The organism is Thalassococcus halodurans (assembly GCF_900108225.1).
In the GTDB taxonomy this organism is placed as follows: Bacteria; Pseudomonadota; Alphaproteobacteria; order Rhodobacterales; family Rhodobacteraceae; genus Thalassococcus; species Thalassococcus halodurans.
The window spans coordinates 439,818-458,252 of record NZ_FNUZ01000003.1; the positions used below are offsets into that span (position 1 = coordinate 439,818).

Below are 18,435 nucleotides of genomic sequence, written 5' to 3' on the forward strand. Positions count from 1 at the left end.
GAATTGGAACGCGCGACATCAGGGAACGTCTATGACCGATCTCACTCCCATCCACAGCACCATTGCTTTCCCCGAAAGCCAGACCAGAAACCAGTTTTACAAACGGCACGGCAAACGGTTCCTTGATGTTTGTCTGGCGCTGCTGATGGCGGTGCCAGTGGCATCCGTCGTGGCCCTTTTGTGGGTACTGGCCCGCCTTGATGGCGGCACCGGATTCTACGGTCACAAACGGGTTGGCCGAAACGGCAGGATGTTTACGTGCTGGAAGATCAGAACTATGCGCCCCGATGCCGAGGCGCAGCTTCAAGACCTGTTGAGCCGAAATGCAGCCGCCCGTACCGAATGGACAAAGGGACGGAAGATTACCAACGATCCGCGTGTGACGGTGCTTGGACGCCTGCTCAGGAAAACCAGCCTGGATGAGCTGCCCCAGCTTTGGAATGTCTTGATCGGCGACATGAGCCTTGTCGGCCCACGCCCTGTGCCACTGAACGAACTTCGACTGTATGGAAGCCACAGCAATTTCTACCTCAAACTGCGCCCTGGGATAACCGGCCTTTGGCAGGTTTCGGGCCGCAATGCGGTCGACTACGATACGCGGATCAACATGGATGTACGCTATGCATCCGGCGTCTCGGTCAGCAAAGATCTGGTCATTCTGTTCCGCACGATTGGATGTGTTTTAAAACGGTCCGGTCTGTAAGCCGTGCGCGTTTCCGTTGTCATTTGCACCTGTGGCCGAGCAAGCATACTGCCCGACACACTTGATACTTTGACCGTACAGACGCAGCCCGCACACGAGGTCATCATCGTCGCAACACAGCCCAGCGACATACCCGACCTGACACGATACACGGCCAAAATGCCCCTGCGTGTTGAGTTTGCGGAAAAAGGCCTGCCAAAGCAGCGCAACCATGCTCTGAACATTCTTTCAGACCAATGCGACATCGTCTTTTTCATCGACGATGACTACATGCCCAGCGCCGATGCTCTGGAACAGCTTTCACGCGCGTTCGCCGCCCTGCGCTATGCCGCTGGAATGAATGGTACGCTTTTGGCCGATGGAATCCATTCCCGAGGAATAGACGCTTCTGACGCCCGCAGCATGCTTCGGAACCGCCCGGCAGTCGGGCCGGTGCCAATCGCGATCAAACGCAATCTTGTGGGTTTGTACGGCTGCAACATGGCCTACCGAACAGACGCCATTAGCGACACGCGGTTTGATGAGGCACTGCCGCTTTACGGCTGGCAGGAAGACGTTGATTTTGCCAGTCGCGTCAATGGCGAAATGGTTCAGGTGAATACCGTCAGCGGCGTTCATTGCGGGACAAAGCTGGGTCGTGAAAGCAGTGGCGAAATGCTTGGATACAGTCAGGTCGCCAACCCCATCTACCTGTCCGGTAAGGGGCATATACCGCCGGTGTTTCTGCTGAAACTGACGATGAAAAACATACTCGCAAACCATCTGAAACAGCTTTGTCCCGAAGACTGGATCGATCGCGCCGGGCGGGCGCGCGGTAATCGTGCCGCGCTGAAGGACTGGATACGGGGAAGGGTTAGCCCCGATCGTTTAACGCATGTTCGGCCAAGTCCATCAGGTCCGAAGCCGTAAGATAAGCCTGAACACAGTGCGCGGCCAGTTTTCGATCAACGCCGACAGGCAGAGATAAATCCACATCGACATCTGTCGGCTCGATCCTTGTCAAATCTTGGCTTCGCGTCGGATCACCCGCCCCGTGTCGCGCCTCCCGACCTTCAGCAACATAGCGGTTCTTTAAAGGGTGCGAGACAGGCAAAAACTGCGACAGACGCACCAATGCACCTTCGGGATCGCGCATAAGGTTTTCTGACAGCATCCCGATACGATGCTCTGGCGGGAAGTGGTTCCAATGATGCATCAACCTTGTGATCCGCATCAGATAATACCGCGCTGCCTGTTCAGGGCTTTGCCAATCGGCCAACCCTTGCGCCATGGACAAAGCCTGAATCGACCGGATGGCCGGAGCGGGTGAACGCAACAGGAAGACGGCCCTAGCCCGATAGAACGCAGGCGTGACGGCGCGATCCAGATCGTTATGCAGCACCTTGTCCAAAATTAACCTGCGGCCGATACCCGACCGGTGATGACGAAGCAGATTAAGCCAAAGCCGACCCGGTGCCCGCTCGTCCGTATAAGACACATGTGTTTCACCATATCCCCAGATTTCGGGGTGCGTCGCCAGAACATGGGTCAGCGCGGTGCTGACAGATCGCATATGGGACAGAACAAGGATGCTGTTTTCAAACCGCAGACGCGGCAAAACGGTAACAGCCGTTGCCGCGGCTATGCCCTTGATGTGGTCTGGAACCGACACGTCTTTCCTGCCTTCTTTCGCTCCTATTCAAGAAAATCGAACAACGTAAAGACTTCCTTAATCATGACTAAGGGAGTCTTGCGCGACACTCAGAACACGGACCGCCAAACACTTGCTCACCACCACTCCCATTGCGCTGGTACTATTCGCAGCGATCTTGTTTGCAGGGCCTGTTCGCGGCGTCGTTTTGCTGGCTGCGGTTATGCCGTTTGGAAGCAGCGCCGCTTTTGCACTTGGTCAGGCGGGCACCGTATCGCTGTTGGACTTCGCCATTCTGGCGATGTGGCTGTCGCTGATCGGGCGCACGGGCTTTACCGCCGCCATCGTCCAGTCCGCGCGCCCACATCAGGCGGGCTTCCCGTTATTACTGCTGATCATTCTGGCAGGGCTTGGCGCGTTGTTCCTTCCGCAAATCCTTAGCCACAGAACCGACGTGTTTGTCACCGTTCAGATGCGGGATTATGCAACCATCGCCCTAAGACCTCTTGAACCCACGTCCACGATCACCATCCAGTTTCTGCGTTTCATGGTCGCCTCCTCGATCTTTTTCCTTCTGGCCGGTGTCTTTGCACGCAAACCGCGCGCCGATCTGGCGCTGAAGGCGATGATCACAGCAACGTCTTTACACATTGTGCTGAGCGTGGCTGATATCGCGTCCTATGCGCTGGGATTTCCCGATCTGTTGGACTCGATCCGGACAATGCGGGCGGCCATGCTGGACAACCAGTATCTGGGTGGCATCAAACGGGTCAGCGGCGGGTTTCCAGAACCTTCTGCCTATGCCTATTTCACCATGGCGCTATTCGGTTTCTGGCTTCGGATGACGATGGTCAAATCCCTTGGTGTTTGGCCAAAATTATTTGCCATCGCGATGTTCTTTCTTTTGATCCGCTCCACGTCCAGCGCGGCCTATTTGGGGCTGACTTTGTTCTCGGTTGCCTTTGTGGCCGTGCATCTGAAAACGATTTCGCATCTGAAACCTGCGGCACGGCTGATCCTGCTCTCTGCTGCATTTCTTCCGGTCATGGCAGGCGCGTCTGTGGCGCTTTACAGCCTGAACGCCGAGGTCGCGCATGTGATCGACGCGGTGTTGATCGACAAGGTGTCCAGCGACTCGGCCACTGAGCGTATGTCTTGGAACAATCAGGCTCTGACCAACCTGAAAGATACCATCGGCCTTGGAACAGGCATGGGCGCGGGGCGCGCGTCTGGCTGGTTTTTTGCCTGTCTGGGCGGATTGGGAATTGCGGGAACCGCACTTTATCTTTGGTTCGTGGCCAGGGTCATTTTTGCGCGGCAAGTGACCGACACGTTGAACACCAACGTTTCGGCGGCCCTGAAAACGGGCTGCGCGGCGCTGATCATTCAGGCCGCGCTGACCAAGCCCTATCCGAACCTGGAAGCCGTGTTTTTCATCTTGGCCGGTTTGGCCATGGCACTGGGCCGTGCGGGATCACAGCACGTAGCGGCTGAGGTCCGTCGACCGGCTTAGATCGCCAAGGTGCTTTTCAACAAAGGCGGCATCAACCACCACCGTTTCACCAGCCCGATCAGGCGCGGCAAAAGACAGTTCTTCGAACACGCGCTCCATAATCGTGTAAAGACGACGCGCACCGATGTTTTCTACGGACTGGTTCACCTCGGCCGCAATCTTGGCCAAGGCGGCGATCCCGTCCTGTTCGAACGAAACAGTGACGTCTTCGGTGCCCATCAACGCAGTGTATTGAAGTGTCAGCGCGTTGTCGGTTTCCGTCAGGATGCGCACGAAATCCTCTTCGGTCAGCGCGCGCAGGTTCACACGGATCGGCAGACGGCCCTGCAATTCTGGCAGCAGGTCGGACGGCTTTGCGATGTGGAACGCGCCCGATGCGATGAACAGGACGTGATCGGTTTTAACGGTGCCGTGTTTGGTGCTGACAGTCGTGCCTTCGATCAACGGCAGCAGATCGCGTTGCACGCCTTCACGGCTCACGTCGCCACCGCGAGCATCGGTACGGGCGCAGACTTTGTCGATCTCGTCCAGAAACACGATGCCATTCTGTTCGACCGCTTCGATCGCGGCGTTTTTGACGGTTTCGTCATCCAGAAGCTTATCTGCTTCTTCCGAAATCAGAATGTCGTAGCTTTCGGCAACCGTCATCCGTTTGCGCGTGGTGCGTCCGCCCATCGCCTTGCCGAACAGATCGCCAAGGTTGAACGCCCCCATCCCCATGCCGGGCTGGCCGGGGATATCCATCATCGGGAAGGGCGAGGCCGTATCGGCAACATCCAGTTCGATTTCGGTATTGTCCAATTCGCCTGACTTCAGCTTTTTGCGGAACATCTCGCGCGTGCCTTCACGGGCATCTTCGCCAGCAATGGCAGTGATCACGCGGTCTTCAGCCGACTTCTGGGCCGCAGCCTTCACATCCTCACGCATGTGTTCGCGGGTCATCACGATGGCGGCGTCCACCAGATCACGCACGATCTGTTCCACGTCGCGACCCACGTAACCCACCTCGGTGAACTTGGTTGCCTCAACCTTGATGAACGGCGCGCGGGCAAGTTTCGCCAAGCGGCGGCTGATTTCGGTTTTGCCCACGCCAGTCGGCCCGATCATCAGGATGTTCTTGGGATAAACCTCATCGCGCAGATCATCAGACAGCTGCTTGCGACGCCAGCGATTGCGCAGGGCCACAGCAACGGCGCGCTTGGCGTCCTGCTGGCCGATGATGAAGCGGTCCAGTTCGGAAACGATTTCGCGGGGGGTCAGATCAGTCATGTGTCGTCCTTTTCCGATGTCGCCATTGTCTTAGGCGCCGATCGTTTCAACCGTCAGGTTGCCATTGGTGTAAACGCAGATATCAGCCGCAATCGCCATGGCCTTACGCGCGATTTGTTCTGCGTCACCGTCAGAGTCCATTAGGCCACGTGCAGCCGCCAAAGCGTAGTTGCCACCAGAACCAATGGCTGCCACGTCGTGTTCAGGTTCAAGCACGTCACCTGCGCCCGTGATGACCAGCAACTCTTTGCCGTCTGTCACGATTAGCATCGCTTCCAACTTTTGCAGGTACTTATCGGTGCGCCAATCCTTGGCCAGTTCGACGCTTGCGCGCTGTAGCTGGCCGGGTGTTTGTTCCAGCTTGGATTCCAGACGTTCCAACAGCGTAAAGGCATCTGCGGTCGATCCTGCAAAGCCCGCCACCACATCAAATCCGCCGGGGGAGAGGCGACGCACCTTGCGCGCAGTACCTTTGATTACGGTTTGGCCAAGGCTGACCTGCCCGTCACCGGCAATGACCACCTTACCGCCTTTACGCACACCGATGATTGTGGTGCCGTGCCAGCCCGGAAAATCTGTATCCGCCATGGAAACCTCCTGAATATCCGCCTTGATATGGGTCTTTGCGCCTTTGAACACAAGCGGACGTACCGCCTGCGATGACCACCCTAGTCGCGTCCAAGCCATAAAAAAAACGGCGCCTGCTTGGGCGCCGTTTCTTGGATTGATCACTGTGATCAGATCGACTCGTCGATCCAGCCTTTCAGTGCCGCCTTCGGGGCCGCACCGGCGCGGTTGGACACGACCTGACCATCCTTGAAGATGAACAGTGCCGGAATGCCGCGTACGCCCATGGCCGCAGCCGCATTGGGGTTGCTGTCGACATCGACCTTGGCAATCTTCACCGCGTCGCCGTATTCGGCAGCCAGTTCTTCCAGAGCGGGGCCGATCTGCTTACAGGGGCCACACCATTCAGCCCAGAAATCGACGACAACAGGAACGGACGAGTTTTTGACCTCAGCGTCAAATGTGGCGTCCGTGACAGCTACAGTACCCATGATACATCTCCTCGCATCATATGCGTTGGTTGGTTGACGTGAACGTATGTAGCCACCCGAACGGCGTCAAGATGCGGTCGCACGCCCAAAGGCCGCAGCGGTCTGATCTGTGTCCAGCATCATCAATTGTGACGTCGCCGTCCAAAGGATCGCGGTCTGGATTTTGTGACCGGGATAAATCCGCACCAGCATCGCATGATAGGCTCCCATTTGGCGCAACAGACCTTCAGGGACACGGTCAGACGTATCGGGAACCACACGGTTGGTTTTGAAATCTACCGCAAGGATGCTGTCATCAGTGACAATCAGCCGGTCGATAATCCCATAAAACGGCCCTGCATCGCCTAAATCGGCAGTCAAAGCGACCTCTTCCAACGCGGTATCGTCAAACAGATACGCTAGCTCCGGATCGCTAAGAACAGCTGCGGCTTCTGTCAGGAATGGCTCGGCTTCCTCCACGTCCAGCCCAAGCAATCGTGGCGCGGCGTCGCTCCAATTGTCGCGTGGCACCTCGGGCAGCAATTCCAGCAAGCGGTGAATGAAGGTGCCGCGCTGTTTCGCGACCTCGGTTTCATCGCCTTCCGCACCAGGCAACGCCTTGGGGCCACCAAGGTCGGACGGGCTACGCACCTCGGGAACAGGGGCGGCTTCGGGCGCTGGCTTTGAAAATACATCAGGCAGTTTATGGACGGTCTCTGGTTTGTCCTCGGTCTCTTCAACATCCAGCGCTTCCAGCTGTTCGCCGAACCGCAATCCCAGACCAAAGCCAAAGTTATGCTCTGCCGCGCCCAGCGCAGTCATTCCTTGTTCGACCATGTTGTACCAAGAGGCCTCGGGCGTTTTGCCAACCTCGCCCGCAGCACCGACGATCAACCAGTTTTCGGCCCGCGTCATCCCGACATAAAGCAGCCTGTCACGCTCTTCCGCCTGTGCCTGTTTGATCGCGTTTTCGGCCTGCGCATGGCGTGCGGGTTGTTCGTTTTTCGTGGCTTTCCAGATGACCTCTTCGCCATCAGGGATGATTTTATCCCGCAGGATACCTCTCATCTCGCCACAGTCCGGCATGATCACGACCGGCGCTTCCAAACCCTTCGCGCCGTGGACCGTCATCACGCGAATGCGGTCGCCGGCGCTTTCGGGGCTTCGTTTGATTTCCAGATCGTCGGTGCGCACCCATTCAAGGAAGCCGGTCAGCGAAGGCACCGATGTTTCTTCGTAAATCAGCGCCTGTTGCAGCAATGAATCGATGCCATCCTCGGCCTCATCCCCCAAACGTCCAATCAGTTTCGCACGACCGTCGTGCTGGGTCAGAATGCGTTCGATCAGATCATAGGGGCGCAAGAAATCCACGTTGTCGCGCAGATCGTCGAGAACAGACAATATCGGCTGATATGTGTCTCTGTTATTGCGCAATACTTCCCAAAGCGGCTGACCTGCAGGACGGCCATGAGCCAGAGTGAATAGGTCCTGCTCCGAAATCCCGAACAACGGGGATCGTAGCGTGGTCGCCAGCGACAGATCGTCTTCCGCCGTCGCAAGAAACGACAACAGCGCAACAACATCCCTGACCGCCAGCTCTGCCGTCACTTTAAGCCTATCGGCGCCTGCGATGGGCAAACCACGCACCTTACAGGCACGGATAATTTCGTTGAAAAGCCGTGCGCGCCTGCGGACAAGTATCAGCACATCACCCGCCTTCATTGGCCGCGCGGCTTTTCCACCAGGAAGGGGGGTTTTGGCTTTGATCTGATGATGGATGAAATCCGCGATTTGACCGGCAAGAACCACATCAGCATGGGTTTCACTGACCCGATCTACGGGTTCGAACCAAACGTCCTTGTCTTCCTTTTCGGCTTTCGGAATGGCCGGCCAAAGATCGACACGGCCGGGAAGATCCTCAAAAAACGCGATGTGCTTTTCTTCTTGGGTAAAACCCGACGCATCGCGCCCGTCGAACGTGGCATCGACAACCTTCAGAACAGCACCGGCAGACCGGAACGAATGCGACAGGGATCGCGATGCCAATGGCGTTTCCGTCTGCCCCAAACGTTCGGCAAAATCGGCGCGCATGCGGTCGAATTCACGCGGATCGGCACCTTGGAAAGAATAGATCGACTGCTTTTTGTCACCGACGACAAATATGGTGCGCAGAACATCCGCACGGGCACCTTCACCCGAGGTGAATTCACGCGCCAGCCGTTCGATGACGTCCCACTGGATCGGAGATGTATCCTGTGCCTCGTCCACCAGAATGTGGTCGATGCCGCCATCAAGACGATACAGCACCCATTCAGCCACCAGTTCGTCACTTAGCAGGGCGCGGGCCTTTTCGATCAGGTCGTCAAAATCCAGCCAGCCTTTTAGCAACTTGGCCTCTTCGTACATCGGAAGGAACACCTGAGCAAACTGGTGCAGCGCAATATCGCGCCGCGCGGCAAGCAGAGCGAGCCGCGTTTCGCGAGCAGACGCCACGCGTTCCATAAGCTGGTCAAGCTGATCGCAGGCGCTGTCGATGGGTGCTTTTTTCCGCAAACCTTTGGTTGGCACCGACCCCGTTTTGGGTCCGAAAGGATCCTTCGCTGTGCCACCGTAAAGCAGCACGCCTTCCAGCGCAGTCAGCGCCGCCATGTCAGCCTGCTTGACCGTCGAAAAGACGGCGGCGGCCTTCTGGTCCGTCGATCCACTGCTTTGCATATGTGGCACTAATTCAGCCAGAAACGCGGTTTCTGATCCAAGGAAAACCGATTGCAGTACGCTTTCTTCGGACGCCCCCGCATCAAGACCATAAGACGCAAAGATGTCCTCAGGCTGTCGCGGTGGATTAAACGCAGACTTATGCCCCAACAGCGTTTGGATCATCTGATCAAAGCTGTCTTCGGTATCGGTAAAATAGGACGCCACACGCGTCACCAGATCGCTGTGCTCGCCGTCCGCCATCCGGTCCAGCACCTCGGCCCGAAGCAGTTCGGCAGAGCGGTCATCCATTTCGCGAAACTGCGGGCTGACCTTGGCCTCAAGCGGGAAACGGCGCAGCAAGGCCGCGCAGAACGAGTGGATCGTCTGGATACGCAAACCTCCCGGCGCCTCGATCGCGCGGGCGAACAGAGTACGGGCCTTTTGCATGTAGGTTTTGGTGAACTCGGTTTCGTCACCAAGCTTGGCCAGTTCATCGCGCAATTGGCTGTCGCCAAGCATCGCCCATTCACCCAGACGCACGAACAAACGGTTCTGCATCTCGGTCGCGGCGGCCTTGGTGTAGGTCAGACACAGGATGTTTTCCGGCGCAACGCCCTGCAACAACAAGCGCGCCACGCGGTCGATCAACACGCGCGTTTTACCCGAACCCGCATTAGCCGACAGCCAGACAGATTGGTCCGGTTGGGCCGCTGCGATCTGGCGTAGGGTGGCCTCGTCCCGCTTCATTTCAGGATCTCCTGCACGGGTTCATCCGATGGCTGCCATTCACCCAGACGGGCAAGGTGATCGTAATCGCCTTCCTGACCTTCCATCTGCACCGCCCTGCGCGAGGTGAAGCCCTGTGCTTCGTCCAGATAGGCGGCGATCAACGTGGTCAGCTCCTGCCAGACCTGCGCAGGTGGAATTTTGTCGGTCGGGGCCTCTTGCTCACCAGTACCGGCCTTTAGCCCGATGTGAATGGCGCGCTCAAAATGCGCCCCTTCAAAGGCCTCGAACCCGTTTCGTTCGACCAAGGCGGCCTCAAGCAACATCTGTTTGTCAAAATGCTCTTGCTCGGCGACCGAGGGCGGTTTTCCGGTTTTATAGTCATAAATCCACGCACCACCGCGTTCATCGATATCAACGCGGTCGGCTTTGGCTGTCAGAGTGAAACCAAGCTCGTTGATCGTGCTCTTGCCGGTGACTTCAAAGTGCTTAGGCCGCGCGCGGTTCTGGCGGGCGATTTCTTCGGTAACAAAGCTGGTCGCCACATGGTCAAGCCGCGCTTCCCATAGCTTGCGAACCAATGGGAAGGGAATTTCAGCCAACCGCGCCTTGGCCTCGGCCATGAATTGATCGCGCGTCAGGATCGACGGATCAGCCACTGTGCGTTTGATATAGGTTTCCAGAATGTCATGCACCGCGATCCCCCGCATCAACGCGTCGGGGATACGTTGCAGCGGGTTCAAAGGACGCAGTTTCAAAACGCGCTGGGCATAGACCGCGTAGGGGTCGCGGATAAGCGTTTTGATCTGTGTAACGGGCAGCTCGCGCGGGCGGGCAGAAACAGGCGGACGCGGCGAAGGGCGGTGCGCGCGCAACGCGGGGATCGGCGCATCCATCTGGCGGGCATAATCCAGCCAAGGCTTGGCACGGCTTCGCATTTCCTTGACTGCGTCGGGTCCGCCATTCCCCGGAAGACCGTTCATCAGGTTCAGCAAGCGGTTTACCCAACGCGACGGGACGGTTTCCACATCATCGGATTTCGCAGCGCGCGTCAGCCAAACATCTTTACCCGCGATCGCCTGCTGAAAATCGTGTGCGGACAGGCCGATGGACCGTTCAGGCAGTAACAGGCCGGAATCGGCCCTCATCCTGCGGTTTAACCACGGATCAGCAGGCGGAACCTGCGGCCATGTGCCTTCGTTCAGGCTGGATAGGATCAACAGGTCTGCGCCCATAACCCGCGCTTCCATCGTGCCCCAGATACGGATGTGCGGATGGGGTTCATCACGATCCCGAACCTCACCTTTGGCAAGAACAGAGCCGAATAATGAACCATAGTCAGAGGCCGACAGATCTGTGCCATAGGGCGCCTCAGCGATCAGATCATCGACGATCTCGCGCACCTTGCGCCCTGCCTTTTTATCCCAGAGAGCGCTGGAATCTTCACTGTGTGAACCCGCAACAATCTGTTCAGTCAGGCTGATATGATGGTCCAGCCAAACCGACAGCGCCCTTTCGCCGTGCCCGCGTTGGTCCATAAATGACCGCACGATCCACTCGCCCCAGTCAGCGCGTTCTTGGGTCGCGCACCACGCAAGCAATTCTTCTGCCTTGGGATAAGCCCACCCTTCACGCCTGATCTTCAGTTCAAGCTTGTTGGTCATCAGCACATGATCACCACGCTCGGCGCCTGCGTGACACAACGGATGCTTCAGGATCGTCAGCAGGGCTTCGGCGGTCAGATCGCCTTCGAACAGCTTTGCAACATGGCGCAGCAGGCGCCCGGGCGGGGACAGTTGAACCGGAGTACCGGCACTGTCATCGGGGACGATGCCCCAACGCCCCAAGGCCGCCGTGACCTGACGGGTCAACACCCTGTCAGGTGTGATCAGGGCGGCCGTAACGCCGTCTTCCGCTGCCTGACGCAGACGCAGGGCAATGGCCAACGCCTCTTCCCGTTTCGTGGTCGCTTCAAGCAGGGTCAGGCCCTGTGTCGCAACGGCGAGTGACGGCAACGACGGGCCATCCGCTAGCCATTGATCCGTAACTGGCGCGGGCCGCAACGCAAGCGACACCAGCTTGTTCCTCTCAGGACTTGGCGCACGATCATCGGTCCAACGATATACATCCTGAGGCGTCGCATTCACGTCGGCCAGAAGCTTGCCAAAGCGGTACTGCGGATGATCTTCGGCAGGCATAATGCGACCCGGTTCACCCACGCCGTCCATCAACTGATCCCAGACATGACGGGGCATATCGAAATCGAAACCGGGTAAGACCACAGCACCGTTCGGCAGCGCGGCGACCGCCTGCATCAGACGATGTGTGGTGCCCCGCGAACCTGTGGAACCCGCAATAATAATCGGATGCATAGGCGGCTTTTCGGCCCACATTGCAAGGCGAAGATCGATGGCCCGCTTTTGCAAGGCAGCGGCATCAGGCGTCGGGTCTGCCGCATCAAAATACCGGTTCACGATGCGCAAAAATGTCAGGGCGCGTTCCCAATGGCCGGACTGATCCGTGACATCAAGATCCTCAAGGACCGATGTCGGCACGTCTTCGATCTGCATTTCGTCCATCAAAGCAGACAGAGAGTCAGCCAGATCAAACAGAGCGGCACGGGGTGCCAGATCGGGCGAGGTGTCCAACAGCTTTGAAATCAGGCCCGTCAGTTCCAACCGTCGGCGCAGGCCGGACACAGGGCGCGGAAGCGCGGCTTCGACTTCGGGCGGGCCGGGGTGTGTGATCAGCCGGATTTTAGGCAGGAAACTGGCCGAGTCTTTACGGAAAAGCGCTTCGATTCGGCGGGCCATGCGCTGGGTGTTTACGATCAGTTCGACCTTGGCGATGGCATGCGGCGGCTGACCTGCCATACGTGCCCTGAGGCCAGCAACCAAAGCGGCAGGAAAATCGATGCCCGGATCAATCCCGAAAAGATGTGCGCCTTGTTTTTCAAACATCAGGCGCAATCCAACATGGTTTCAGCCAGCGTGATGCCGTCAGGATGGCCAACATCACACCACTTTCCCGGATACCGCGCACCGAAAAGGCGTCCGTTTTCCAGCATCCGGTTCCAAAGCACATTCAGGGAAAAAACATCGTCTGAAATATCTAGAAGTCCGTCAGTTTTGATAATCTGGACCCCAGTATAGACCATATCCCCTTTCCGGATCAGCCTATCGTTGTCATCCAGCGCAAAATCGCCACCACCCTGTCGCCCGATCGCGTTTTCCAGCGGGACACAAAGCAAAAGCGCATCCATATCGTCGGGCCGCCATGCCTGCTTTAACAGCGTCAAAGGGTTGGGGCCCGACCAAACTGCATCGGTGTTACTTGTAAAAACAGGCGCGTTTCCCAACAGGGGCAAAGCGTTCTTCAATCCACCACCTGTATCCAGAACTCGGGGGTGTTCAACGATCACTTTTGCAGCGCTCGGGTCCACATGGGCCGTGATCTGCTCGGCCAGATAATGGGCATTCACGTACTTCCGAAGCGGTCCATAGTTGTCGGCCAACTCAAGCGCATGATCCAGCAAAGGCCGACCTGCAACAGGGATCAGCGGCTTTGGTGTGTCTTTGGTCAGCGCACCCATGCGCGTTCCGAAGCCGGCTGCAAAAAACATGATGGCGTCACACATTGGTTTTGAGCCTTTCCAGAACCGCGTCAGTCGGTGCAGGCAGATGCGCCGAAACAATGCTTGCGATATTGCCCAGCGCGGGATGGGCCAGATCACGCTGAATGTGCGCCCAAACACGCGGCACCAGATCGATGTAACCGGGTTTGCCCCTGACCTTCGCCAGTCGGGCAAACACCCCAAGGATACGCAGATTACGTTGAGCGCCCAGAACGCAAAGCTGGATTCTGAATTCTGCCTCATCCGCGCCGGTCCGCGACAGGTAGTAATCGATGACCTGGTCGCGCGTTTCATCGGACACATCCCGCCGCGCGTCTTCGAGAAGTGAAATAAGATCATAGGCACGATGGCCAAGAAGCGCGTCCTGAAAATCAAGCACGCCTGCCCGCCTCACTCCGTCGCGATCCGGCATCCAAAGAAGATTTTCAGCATGGTAGTCCCGCAAGATCATCACATCAGCCACATCGGCATGCTGGCTGAGTGCATCCTGAAACGCGGCGCGCAGATCGGCTTTTGCTTGGTCGTTTTGTGTGCCGCCAGCGCCTGTCAGATAGCAATCAAAAACAAGGTCCGTTGCCGTCGCAAGATGATCAACACTCGCGACCGGAAGTGTCTCGGGCGGCGTTTGGTCATGCAGGTGCAACAGAACGTCGGTCGCAAGCTGGTAAAGCATCCCCTCTTGGTCGGGTTCATCCTTCAATATGGCCGCAAACAGATCGCTGCCGAGGTCTTCGATCAATAGCAGCCCCTTGGCCGCATCAATTGCCAGAATACGTGGCGCGCTCAGGCCGATGGCTGTCAGATACTCGGCCAGCCGCGCAAAAAGCGCGACATCGCCTTCGGGGTCTTGCATCAGGATGGCTGTGTCTTTGCCCCGACGCAGGCGCGTGTAGCTGCGCGAAGATGCATCGCCCGCCACAGGCTCGTGTCGGGCCTCGGACCAACCAGAAAACAGCAGAAAATCCTTCATGCGGTCACCTGCTGCATCAGGTCATCCCAACGGCTATCCGACCAACTGAAATGCGCAACGCGGGCATCGTCGTTGTCGCCGTCTGTAAATGTCGCTGATAACGCCGATGACGGAGTGAGATCCCCAAGACGATCCGGCCACTCTACCAAGCAAACGGCGGTTTCGAATGCGTCTGCCAGCCCTAGTTCGAACACCTGATCCGGTCCGGAAAGGCGGTAAAGGTCGCTGTGCCATATCTCGACTTCGGGCGCGTCATAGACCTGCACCAAGGTAAAGGTGGGCGACGGCACATCTTCGGGTTCAGCAAGGCGCGACTGGATCAGGCTGCGGGCGAAATGCGTTTTGCCCGCACCAACGTCGCCAGACAAAAGGATAACGTCACCGCCATTCAGATGGGCGCCGATCGCCACGGCAAGGCGCTCCGTTGCATCTGCAGAAGGCAGAAGAATTTCGGCAGTTTTTTCCATGCGCGGAGATTACTCAAGGGGCGGTTCTCCGCAACCGCTATTCCCTGTCAGACGTCAGGCTTGTTCCAGCGAATTATCGTTGGGTCCTGCGATAAGCACCCTTCGGGCGTCCTGCCGAAATCTGACGACCGTCGCGCCAGCAGACAAAGGTGTCACGGTCGCAATCAAACGACCGAACCGCCGTCCGGTCAGTTCGCAGTCCCATTCAGCGCGCGAGTCAAAGCTGGCTGTAAAATCGCGTAGATCAGACCAGAACGGTGTCGGGTCGCACTTCTTACGCAGGGCCTTAACCACGTCCAGCACGGTCAGCGCCTCAAGCCCGCCATCCGGATCAAGGTTCCAAAGCTGGCGATAGGACAGGTTTGAAAACACGGTGCGCCCTGCATTGTCAAAGACGATCAGACCATCTGCATCGGCATCCATGACGGCCTGGGTCATCTCCAGCTCGGCGCGAAATTTGCGGGTCAATGACACCTCGGCGCTGATATCTTCCAGCAGAAAAGCTACCGCGCCATCAGGATGCGGGCGGCCGGTGATGCGGTACGTCAGACCGCCAGGCAACGTCCATGTTTCGCGAAACCTGTCTTTCTGCGCGTCACTGATCAACCGTTCCAGATTTTGCCGCCAATCCACATACCGTTTGGGTTCCGGCATAATCCGGAGTTCACGCAACTGGTCAAAGAAGGTCGTGATGGTGGGCCTGTTTGACAGAAACTCAGCCGAAAGCTCGGTCAGATCCAAAAGCGCCGGATTGAACAGAACCAGTTGGCTTTTCCGGTCAAAGATCGCGATCCCGGTGGGTAGATAGGCAAAGGTTTTTGCCAGCGTTTGCACAAAGTTTCTCTGCGCATCCTCGGCCCGCATCAATGCGCTGATTTCCTGCGCAAAGAATATGTTTCCAGAGTCGAGCTCGCGGCTATGCACCTCGTACCATTCATCTGCCTGCGAGGCGTTGGAAAACAACCGGTATCGGCGCGATGACTGGATGGTGTTCTTGCCCGACGGCACATCAAAGGGTTGTTCGTCGCCCGATCGTTCAACAAGACTTTGGAAATGCTTGTTGCACCAATTCACCGTTCCATCCTGATCCGTCTTCCAGATCGGCATGGAAACCGCATCGGTCACGCGCATCAGAAAGGCCAGTTTGCTTTGGCTAAGCTCAAGCAAAAGACGCTGACCGTTGTCCTTATCAAGGCCGGTCAACGAAATGCGATGCCCCCGCCTGTTCGGAACAATCCGTAGGGCAAGGGCATCGACACGCGTAGATGCGAACGTGCGTGTTTCACTAGGTAAAGTAACGGGCAGATCCGGAATAAGGTTAGCCAGAACCTCTCGGACGTCGGCCCATCCCTTGGCCCCCTGAACGCCACCAAGCTGCAAAAGGCGCGTTCCGATGTCGCTGGAATCGATGACAAAGCCATTGCGGATCAAAAATAACGGCTCGCTCGACCGTTTCCGGTTTGCACTGCGTCGCCTGAACAGGATGCATGCAGCAACGCAGGTGATCAGCACCCCTACAATCAAGGCGAAAAGCACCGGCTGAAGCGCAACAATCTGGACCATCCGCATTTTCCTTTAGACAAGGAAAACACTAATGAACAAATGCTTAAGATTTTGTTAAATACTTGATTACAATCAGCTTCTAAATTGCTGGTTCTCTCCCAAGGGACCGCGGGCGCTGTCAGGATCAACCGTGATTGCGGAAGACGGCCAAACAACCTCGACAATGGCGCCCTGCCCCGATGCCGATTGCATCGCGCTATGCATGTCACCACCGCCATTGGCAAAACTCAGCGATGCGCCTGTTCGTTCAAGCAGGGTCTTGGCGATGAAAAGGCCCAAACCCATGCCTTCATATCCGGGGCGGTCTTTTCTATCGCGCTCGGATCTTCTGCGCCGGACAAACGGGTCACCGATCCGACCAATCAAATGGGGCGGAAACCCGCGACCATCGTCAATAATCCGGATCGAGATCTGATCCGCGCTCCACGACACCTCGACCCAGATAGTGCTGCGCGCAAAGTCGACGGCATTTTGGATAAGGTTACGTAGGCCGTGAATGACCTCGGGTTTTCTACGGATATCTGGTTCGTCTACGTCCACATCTTCGACGGACCCGAGAAGAATAATGTCGATTTCTTTCCCGCGATCCTGATGGGGCTCGGCTGCCTCGCGGATCACTTCTGACAGGGGGGCAAATCGGAGTTGCAAGTCATCCTTACCGGCACGCCCCATGGAACGCAGAATATCGCGACAGCGGTCTGCCTGTTCGCGGATCAGGCGTGCATCATCCTGAAGATCATCACGGCCCTCAAGCTCTTCTATCAGCTCGGAGGAGGTCAGTTTGATCGTGGCCAAAGGCGTGCCCAGTTCATGCGCCGCAGCGGCCACGACACCGCCGAGGTCATTCAGCTTCTGCGTCCGCTCAAGCGCCATTTGGGTGGCAGTCAAAGCATCGGACATATTGTGCATCTCACTGACCGAGCGGTGGGCGTAGACCGAAATGAATACCTGCGCGATTGTGATAGCGACCCATTGGCCGAACACAAACAAATCGGGAATACGCAGTTCGACCCCGTCCTTTGTGACCAGCGGCAAATGGAAAAAAACCAACCCAGTCACCAGCAAAAACGCAAATACGTTCAGGATCACGGTAGACCGCACTGTCAAAACTGCCGCCGAAACCGTGACAGGCGCAACCACCAGCAGCGAGAACGGATTGCTAAGACCGCCCGTCAGGAACAAAAGGAATGCCAGCTGGAAGACATCGAACAAAACCATCAACAGGTTTTCGAACTCGGTCAGGCGCTTGTTTTCCGGAAAGATGAAACTGGCGATCAGGTTGCCCACAACCGACACACCGACGGCCAGAATGCAAAGACCCGTTTCCAGATCCAGATCATAAAGCCATGTGCCAATGACAATTGCAGCCAACTGGCCCGCAATCGCAAACCACCGCAGAATGATCATCGTCCGAAGGCGGATCCAGTTTGACCAACGGCTTTCGTTAAAAATGCCGTTATCGACGTCGTCTGTCGCGATTTGCGCCATTGTGCCCCCTTGTCCAGGCTTCCTAAATTGATAGGTGGCCTATCAATGATGCGCAATTGTTCCCGCACCCTACCAAAGGACCGAGCCATGCAAAAACTTGTCGTTGCCGCTGCCTGCACTGCCATTGCCGGAATGATCGGCGGGCTTTGGTATGTCACAGGGCCCGGTGCCGGGGGCGATCAGTTTGCCGATTGCAGAACGTCGCGCGTGGCCGGAAACGGCGCTTTGGGGGGCGAATTCAACCTAACCGATCATCGCGGCATGACCGTGACTGATAAGGATGTTTTCACAAAGCCCGCCCTTTTGTATTACGGCTATACATTCTGTCCCGACATCTGCCCTTTCGATATGGCCCGAAATGCCGATGCAATCGATGTTCTGGCGGAAATGGGATACGATGTGGCTCCTCTTTTCGTCTCGGTTGACCCGCGCCGCGATACACAAGAGGTGTTGTCCGATTACGTGGACATGATGCACCCCGATCTGATCGCGATGACAGGGACGGAAGAGCAAGTAAAACAAGCCGCTGAGGCCTTTCGCGTCTACTATCGTGTGCCTGAAACCGATGATGACAGCTATCTCGTGGACCACATGACATTCACCTACCTCGTGCTGCCGGAACATGGTTTCGTTGATTTCTTCCGCCGCGACCTAAGTCCTGAACAGATAGCCAAACAGACCGCCTGTTTTATTGACGCAGCTTGAAAGTTTGACCGACTTTAAAAGGCAAGTTAACAA

15 protein-coding genes are annotated in these 18,435 nt (G+C 57.0%); 4 read left to right on the forward strand and 11 right to left on the reverse strand.

Annotated features, from left to right (window positions below; translation table 11 throughout):
- The first annotated feature begins 31 nt into the window (after positions 1-31).
- Together C4S59_RS11985 and C4S59_RS11990 are read left to right on the forward strand one after the other, a co-directional pair.
- The gene (locus C4S59_RS11985; RefSeq protein ID WP_103910734.1) at positions 32-703 is read left to right on the forward strand and encodes a sugar transferase; all 672 of its coding nucleotides are present in this window, start codon (positions 32-34) and stop codon (positions 701-703) included.
- Between the two features lie 3 nt (positions 704-706).
- On the forward strand, positions 707-1,612 hold the full coding sequence (locus tag C4S59_RS11990) for a glycosyltransferase family 2 protein (protein ID WP_103910735.1): 906 nt from the start codon (positions 707-709) through the stop codon (positions 1,610-1,612).
- Here C4S59_RS11990 and C4S59_RS11995 read toward each other — a convergent pair.
- On the reverse strand, positions 1,557-2,354 hold the full coding sequence (locus C4S59_RS11995; RefSeq protein WP_103910736.1) for a sulfotransferase family protein: 798 nt from the start codon (positions 2,352-2,354) through the stop codon (positions 1,557-1,559). The genes C4S59_RS11990 and C4S59_RS11995 overlap by 56 nt on opposite strands.
- A 112-nt stretch (positions 2,355-2,466) precedes the next feature.
- Here C4S59_RS11995 and C4S59_RS12000 point away from each other — a divergent pair, with 112 nt between their 5' ends.
- On the forward strand, positions 2,467-3,846 hold the full coding sequence (locus tag C4S59_RS12000; RefSeq protein WP_103910737.1) for a hypothetical protein: 1,380 nt from the start codon (positions 2,467-2,469) through the stop codon (positions 3,844-3,846).
- On the opposite strand, the gene hslU is transcribed toward C4S59_RS12000, so the two are convergent.
- From hslU to regB, 10 genes are all read right to left on the reverse strand, one after another.
- Complete coding sequence (gene hslU, locus C4S59_RS12005) at positions 3,808-5,115, reverse strand: ATP-dependent protease ATPase subunit HslU (RefSeq protein ID WP_103910738.1); 1,308 nt, start codon at positions 5,113-5,115, stop codon at positions 3,808-3,810. The two genes, C4S59_RS12000 and hslU, sit on opposite strands and share 39 nt — an antisense overlap.
- Before the next feature lie 30 nt (positions 5,116-5,145).
- Entirely contained in the window at positions 5,146-5,703 is a 558-nt protein-coding gene (gene hslV / locus C4S59_RS12010) for an ATP-dependent protease subunit HslV (RefSeq protein WP_103910855.1), read from the reverse strand.
- Between the two features lie 149 nt (positions 5,704-5,852).
- On the reverse strand, positions 5,853-6,173 hold the full coding sequence (gene trxA, locus C4S59_RS12015) for a thioredoxin (RefSeq protein WP_103910739.1): 321 nt from the start codon (positions 6,171-6,173) through the stop codon (positions 5,853-5,855).
- Between the two features lie 66 nt (positions 6,174-6,239).
- The gene (addA, locus tag C4S59_RS12020) at positions 6,240-9,596 is read right to left on the reverse strand and encodes a double-strand break repair helicase AddA (protein ID WP_103910740.1); all 3,357 of its coding nucleotides are present in this window, start codon (positions 9,594-9,596) and stop codon (positions 6,240-6,242) included.
- Positions 9,593-12,535: a double-strand break repair protein AddB gene (addB, locus tag C4S59_RS12025; RefSeq protein ID WP_103910856.1), complete on the reverse strand. Its 2,943-nt coding sequence runs from the start codon at positions 12,533-12,535 to the stop codon at positions 9,593-9,595. The genes addA and addB overlap by 4 nt, the downstream gene beginning before the upstream one ends.
- Positions 12,535-13,197, reverse strand: a complete 663-nt coding sequence (locus C4S59_RS12030; RefSeq protein WP_234994751.1) for a nucleotidyltransferase family protein — start codon at positions 13,195-13,197, stop codon at positions 12,535-12,537. Before C4S59_RS12030 ends, addB begins: the two co-directional genes overlap by 1 nt.
- 7 nt (positions 13,198-13,204) lie before the next feature.
- Positions 13,205-14,179 (reverse strand): aminoglycoside phosphotransferase family protein, encoded by a 975-nt coding sequence (locus C4S59_RS12035; protein ID WP_103910742.1) that lies wholly within the window; start codon positions 14,177-14,179, stop codon positions 13,205-13,207.
- Positions 14,176-14,646 carry a tRNA (adenosine(37)-N6)-threonylcarbamoyltransferase complex ATPase subunit type 1 TsaE gene (tsaE, locus tag C4S59_RS12040; protein ID WP_103910743.1) on the reverse strand — a complete coding sequence of 157 codons (471 nt, stop codon included), beginning with the start codon at positions 14,644-14,646 and terminating at the stop codon, positions 14,176-14,178. The genes C4S59_RS12035 and tsaE overlap by 4 nt, the downstream gene beginning before the upstream one ends.
- A gap of 54 nt (positions 14,647-14,700) precedes the next feature.
- Entirely contained in the window at positions 14,701-16,209 is a 1,509-nt protein-coding gene (locus C4S59_RS12045) for a PAS-domain containing protein (protein WP_160006852.1), read from the reverse strand.
- Positions 16,210-16,281: 72 nt separating this feature from the next.
- The gene (gene regB / locus C4S59_RS12050; protein WP_103910745.1) at positions 16,282-17,697 is read right to left on the reverse strand and encodes a sensor histidine kinase RegB; all 1,416 of its coding nucleotides are present in this window, start codon (positions 17,695-17,697) and stop codon (positions 16,282-16,284) included.
- An 87-nt stretch (positions 17,698-17,784) separates the two neighbouring features.
- On the opposite strand from regB, the gene C4S59_RS12055 reads away from it, so the two are divergent.
- Positions 17,785-18,402 (forward strand): SCO family protein, encoded by a 618-nt coding sequence (locus C4S59_RS12055; protein WP_103910746.1) that lies wholly within the window; start codon positions 17,785-17,787, stop codon positions 18,400-18,402.
- Positions 18,403-18,435: the final 33 nt, after the last annotated feature.

Bases quoted from the DNA above. Each gene is read 5' to 3' on its own strand.
- C4S59_RS11985 (WP_103910734.1), top strand. From the start codon at position 32: ATGACCGATCTCACTCCCATCCACAGCACCATTGCTTTCCCCGAAAGC.
- hslU (WP_103910738.1), bottom strand. From the start codon at position 5,115: ATGACTGATCTGACCCCCCGCGAAATCGTTTCCGAACTGGACCGCTTC.
- hslV (WP_103910855.1), bottom strand. From the start codon at position 5,703: ATGGCGGATACAGATTTTCCGGGCTGGCACGGCACCACAATCATCGGT.
- trxA (WP_103910739.1), bottom strand. From the start codon at position 6,173: ATGGGTACTGTAGCTGTCACGGACGCCACATTTGACGCTGAGGTCAAA.
- addA (WP_103910740.1), bottom strand. From the start codon at position 9,596: ATGAAGCGGGACGAGGCCACCCTACGCCAGATCGCAGCGGCCCAACCG.
- addB (WP_103910856.1), bottom strand. From the start codon at position 12,535: ATGTTTGAAAAACAAGGCGCACATCTTTTCGGGATTGATCCGGGCATC.
- C4S59_RS12030 (WP_234994751.1), bottom strand. From the start codon at position 13,197: ATGTTTTTTGCAGCCGGCTTCGGAACGCGCATGGGTGCGCTGACCAAA.
- C4S59_RS12035 (WP_103910742.1), bottom strand. From the start codon at position 14,179: ATGAAGGATTTTCTGCTGTTTTCTGGTTGGTCCGAGGCCCGACACGAG.
- tsaE (WP_103910743.1), bottom strand. From the start codon at position 14,646: ATGGAAAAAACTGCCGAAATTCTTCTGCCTTCTGCAGATGCAACGGAG.
- C4S59_RS12045 (WP_160006852.1), bottom strand. From the start codon at position 16,209: ATGGTCCAGATTGTTGCGCTTCAGCCGGTGCTTTTCGCCTTGATTGTA.
- regB (WP_103910745.1), bottom strand. From the start codon at position 17,697: ATGGCGCAAATCGCGACAGACGACGTCGATAACGGCATTTTTAACGAA.
- C4S59_RS12055 (WP_103910746.1), top strand. From the start codon at position 17,785: ATGCAAAAACTTGTCGTTGCCGCTGCCTGCACTGCCATTGCCGGAATG.